This is a genomic window from Mycobacterium colombiense, from assembly GCF_001672755.1.
In the GTDB taxonomy this organism is placed as follows: domain Bacteria; phylum Actinomycetota; class Actinomycetes; order Mycobacteriales; family Mycobacteriaceae; genus Mycobacterium; species Mycobacterium colombiense_C.
The window spans coordinates 1-5,536 of the sequence record NZ_LZKI01000017.1 but is presented as its reverse complement, the minus strand read 5'-3'; the positions used below and the strand labels follow the sequence as shown (position 1 = coordinate 5,536).

Below are 5,536 nucleotides of genomic sequence, written 5' to 3'. Positions count from 1 at the left end.
CGCGGCGGTGACCACCGCCGAGGTGCGCTCGCGGCTGGACGGGTTCGACGGGCTGATCGTCGACATCGACGACCCCGACGTGCGCACCCAACCCACCACCGGGCTGCCGGCACCGGCGGCGGACGACATCGCGTACGTCATCTACACCTCCGGAACCACGGGCACCCCCAAAGGGGTTGCGGTCACCCATCGCAACGTCACCCAACTGCTGCAGTCAGTGGATGCCGAACTGGGCCTGGGCCAGGTCTGGAGCCAGTGCCATTCCCTGGCATTCGACTTCTCGGTCTGGGAACTGTTCGGCGCGCTGCTGCGGGGCGGCCGCCTCGTCGTCGTTCCCGACGACGTGGTCCGATCGCCAGAAGACCTGCACGCCTTGCTGATCGCGGAACAAGTCGACGTCTTGAGCCAGACCCCGTCGGCGGTGGCGGCGCTGCCGTCCGACGGCCTGGAATCGGTGGCGCTGATCGTCGGCGGTGAACCGTGCCCGCTCGAGGTGATGGATCGGTGGGCACCCGGACGCGTGATGGTCAACCAGTACGGTCCGACCGAGACCACGATGTATGCGGCGATGACGGTGCCGCTGACCGCGGGCGTCGATTCGGTGCCGATCGGCGCGCCGGTTCCCGGCGCCGCGCTGTTCGTCCTGGATCACTGGCTGCGTCCGGTGCCGCCCGGCGTGGTGGGGGAGCTGTACATCGCGGGGCGCGGCGTCGCCGCCGGCTACCTGGGCCGGGCCGGCCTGACGGCATCGCGGTTCGTCGCCTGCCCGTTCGGCGGGACCGGTGCGCGCATGTACCGCACCGGGGACCTGGTGCGCTGGGGTACGGACGCGCAGCTGGACTATCTCGGGCGCGCCGACGAACAGGTGAAGATCCGCGGCTACCGCATCGAGCTCGGCGAAATACGCTCCGTCCTCACCGAATTGGAGGGCATCGAACAGGCCGCGGTGATCGTCCGCGAAGACCACCCGGCCGGCGTGCGGCTGGTCGGGTATGTCACCGGAACTGCCGACCCGTCCCAAGTGCGGTCGCAGCTCGCCGAACGGCTGCCGCCCTACATGGTGCCGGCCGCGGTCGTGACGCTCGATGCGCTGCCGTTGACGGTCAACGGCAAGCTCGACACCCGCGCGCTGCCCGCCCCGGATTACGGCAGTAACGAATACCGGGCGCCGGCCGACGCGATCGAGGAGATCCTGGCCGGCATCTACGCCCAAGTCCTGGGACTCGAGCGGGTCGGCATCGACGACTCCTTCTTCGATCTGGGCGGGGACAGCATCCTGTCGATGCAGGTGGTCGCCCGCGCTCGCGTCGCGGGCGTAAGGTGCCGGCCGCGTGACGTTTTCGTCGAGCAGACGGTGGCCCGGCTGGCCCGGGTGGTCACACTGGCCACCGCCGAAGACGACGCCGCCGACGACGGGATCGGGCCGGTGGCGGCCACCCCCATCATGCGCTGGCTGCACGACATGGACGGTCCGATCGAGCAGTTCAACCAGACCATGGTGCTGGCGGCTCCGGCGGGGGTGGGCCAGGCCGACGTGCAGGTCGTGCTGCAGGCGTTGCTGGATCGGCATCCCATGCTGCGGCTCTGCGTCGACGACGACGGTGCCGGCGGATGGTCGCTCGAGGTTCCCGAGGTGGGGGCGGTGGACGCCCGCGCCTGCCTGCGGACTGTCGACGTGCTCTCCGAGGCGGCGTTGAGGAAGGCCCGGTCGCGGCTGAACCCGGGCGCCGGGGTGGTGGTGAGTGCGGTATGGGCCAGTGCGACAAACCAATTGGCGCTGGTCGTTCACCACCTGGCCGTCGATGCCGTGTCATGGCGGACCCTGATAGAGGACATCAACATCGTTTGGGCGCAGCGCCACAGCGGCCGGCCCCTCCAGCTGCCCGCGGGTGGGACGTCATTCGCGCGCTGGTCGTCGTTGCTGGCCGACTATGCGCGGAGCCCGGCGGTGCTCGACCAGGAAGACGCGTGGCGGCGGATTGCACAGACGCCGGCACTGCTGCCGGGGGTCCAGCCCGAGGACACCTACGAGACGGCCGGGCAGCTGTCGGTGTCGCTGGACGTCGAGACGACGCGGCAACTGCTGGCGGAGGTGCCCGCGGCGTTTCACGCCGGCGTGCAGGACATCCTGCTGATCGCCTTCGGGATGGCGATCACCGAATTCCTGGGGACGACGGCGCCCATCGGCATCGACATCGAGGGTCACGGGCGCAGCGAGGAACTGGGCCCGTACGTCGATTTGTCGCGCACGGTCGGTTGGTTCACCGCCAAGCACCCGGTGGCCCTGGAGATCGGGGCGCTGGACTGGGGACGGGTGCCGGCCGGTGAGGCCGCGCTGGGTGCGCTGATCAAGGATGCCAAGGAGCAACTGCGTGCGCTGCCGGACGGCCTGAGCTATGGGCTGCTGCGCTACCTGAATCCCCAACTGGGGCTTGGTGGTTCGGATCCGGTCATCGGGTTCAACTATCTGGGCCGGTTCGGCGGCGGGGTCGTCGAGTTGCCCGACGACGTGTGGCAGCTGAGCCCGAACAGTCCATCGCTGAGCAGTGCGGCCGGGGCGGTTGCGCTGCCGTTGCCGCACACGGTGGAGCTGAACGCCGGCACCATGGACACCGCGGACGGTCCGCATTTGCAGGCGAATTGGACGTGGGCGTCCTCGGCGCTGACCCACGACCAGGTAACGCGGTTGAGCCAGTTGTGGTTTGAGGCGCTAGCCGGAATCTGCGCGCATGTGCGCCGCGGTGGCGGCGGCCTGACCCCGTCCGACATCACCCCCACCCGCCTGAGCCAGTCGCAGATCGACCAACTTGAACGGCGATACGACGTCGCGGACATCTTGCCGCTCACCCCGCTGCAGCAGGGACTGCTGTTTCACGTGACGGCCACCCAGGGCGAGGCCGACGTGTACGCGATCCAGCTGACCATCACGCTGCGCGGCGCCCTCGATTCCCAGCGACTGCATCGAGCGGTGCACACCGTCATCACCCGCCATCCCAACCTGGCGGCCCGGTTTGAGTCCGAATTCGGCGACCCCGTCCAGATCCTCCCCGCCGCCCCCGACCTCGCCTACCAGGACGTCGAGATGCGTGACGGCGACATCGAGAAGCGGCTGCGGCGGCTCTGCGCCGCCGAGCGCGTCGCGGCGCGAAACCTCGGCGACGAACCGCCCCTTCGGGCCGCGCTGATCCGCACCGCGGACGACGAGTACCGGTTCGTCCTGACCGTGCACCACATCGTGATGGACGGCTGGTCGCTCCCCGTCCTGCTGCAGGAAATCCTCGGCTGCTATTACGGGTGGCGGTTGCCCGCGGCGGCGCCCTACCGAAGCTTCATCAGCTGGCTGGCCGACCGCGACGTGCCCGGCGCCCGCCTGGCATGGCGCGACGCGCTCGACGGCTTCGACACCCCGACCCTGGTGGGACCGGCGGGCCGCATCGAGCTCGGGCCGCGCGGCGTGGCCGCGCTGCAACTGTCCGCGGAAACCACCCGTGCGCTAAGCGAACTCGCGCGTTCCTGCCGCACCACCGTCAACACCGTGCTGCAGGGCGCATGGGCGCAGCTACTGATGTGGCAGACCGGCCAACGCGATGTCGCCTTCGGCACCGCAGTCTCGGGCCGGCCGGCCGATCTGCCCGGCGCGGAATCCATGGTGGGCCTGTTGATCAACACCGTGCCGGTGCGCGCCCGCGCCACCGCGACAACCACCGTCGCCGAATTGCTCAACCAGCTGCAACGCGCGCACAACGACACCCTCGAGCATCAGCATCTGGCGCTCAACGAGATCCACCGCATCACCGGCCACGACCAGCTGTTCGACAGCCTGCTGGTGTACGAGAACTATCCCGTCGACGCCGCGGCCCTGTCGGCCGCCGGTGACCTGAGCGCCACCGCGTTCACCAGCCACGAATACAACCACTACCCGCTGTCGCTGCAGGCCGTGCCGGGCGATGAACTAAGCCTGCGTGTGGAATTCGATACCGATGTGTTCGACCCGGCCGACATCGACAAGCTGACCGCACGGCTGCGACGACTCCTGGTGGCCATGGCCGCCGACCCGGCCCGGCCATTGGCGGCGCTGGACGTGCTCGACGCCCCGGAGCATGCCGAGCTGGCGCGGTGGGGAAATCGGGCGGCATTGGCCGAGCGGGCAAGCGCATCGGCGTCACTCCCGGAGCTGTTCGCCGCGCAGGCGACCCGGGTCCCCGACTCGGTCGCGGTGACCTTCGCCGGCCGCTCGATGACGTATCGCGAACTCGACGAGGCCTCGAACCGCCTGGCCCGGCTGCTGCTCGGCCATGGCATCGGCACGGGAGACGTTGTGGCGCTGCTGTTTTCCCGGTCTGCCGAGGCGATCGTGGCCATGCTGGCGGTCTTGAAGGCCGGGGCCGCGTATCTGCCGATCGACCCGGCGCTGCCGGCGTCCCGGATCGGCATCATGGTCGATGACGCCGCTCCCTCCGCCGCGCTCAGCACGACGGACCTGCGGTCGCGGCTGACCGGGTTCGGGCTGCCGGTCATCGACGTCGACGGCACCGCCGCACAGGGCCACCCGGGCACCGCGCTCCCGGCGCCCGCCCCCGAGAGCATCGCCTACGTCATCTATACGTCGGGCACCACCGGCATCCCCAAAGGGGTTGCCGTCGCCCACCGCAACGTCACCCGACTATTGGAATCACTGCACGCGCCGTTGCCCGCGGGGGGCGTGTGGTCGCAGTGTCACTCGTACGGTTTCGACGTCTCGATCCAGGAGATCTGGGGCGCCCTGGCCGGCGGCGGCCGGCTGGTCATCGTGCCCGAGTCGGTGACCCGCTCACCGGATGAGCTGCACGCCCTGCTCATCGCCGAGAAGGTCAGCGTGCTCAGCCACACCCCGTCGGCGCTGGCGGCGCTGTCGCCGCACAACCTCGACGTCGCGCTGATCATCGGCGGCGAACCCTGCTCGGCCGCCCTCGCCGACCGGTGGGCCCCGCGGCGGGTGATGATCAACGCCTACGGCCCGACCGAAACCACGGTGGATGCGGTGCTCAGTGCGCCGCTGGTCGCGGGCGCGGGAGCGCCACCGCTCGGCTCGCCGGTGTCCGGGGCGGCCCTGTTCGTGCTGGACGGGTGGCTGCGGCCGGTGCCCGCCGGCGTGATCGGCGAGCTGTACGTGGCCGGTGCCGGCGTGGCCGCCGGTTATCTGGGCCGGGCCGGCCTGACGGCGTCGCGGTTTGTGGCCTGCCCGTTCGGCGGCGACGGGGCGCGCATGTATCGGACCGGAGACCTGGTGCGCTGGGACCCGGACGGCCGGCTGCACTACGTCGGGCGTGTCGACGAGCAGGTCAAGATCCGAGGCCACCGCATCGAGCTCGGTGAAATACGCTGCGCGCTCGCCGAATTGGACGGCGTCGGGCAGGTGGCGGTGATCGCCCGCGAGGACCGGCCGGGCGACAAGCGGCTCGTCGGTTATCTCACCGGGGCCGCCGATCCGGCCGAAGTCCGCAGCCGGCTCGCCGAGCGGCTGCCGGCCTACATGGTGCCGGCCGCGGTGGTGGCC

General features: G+C 70.4%; 1 protein-coding gene. It reads left to right on the top strand.

Annotated elements, in window-relative coordinates; translation table 11 throughout:
• Nucleotides 1–5,536, top strand: a 5,536-nt coding sequence (locus tag A5708_RS02355) for a non-ribosomal peptide synthetase (RefSeq protein ID WP_155765852.1), incomplete at both ends; no start/stop codon positions are given.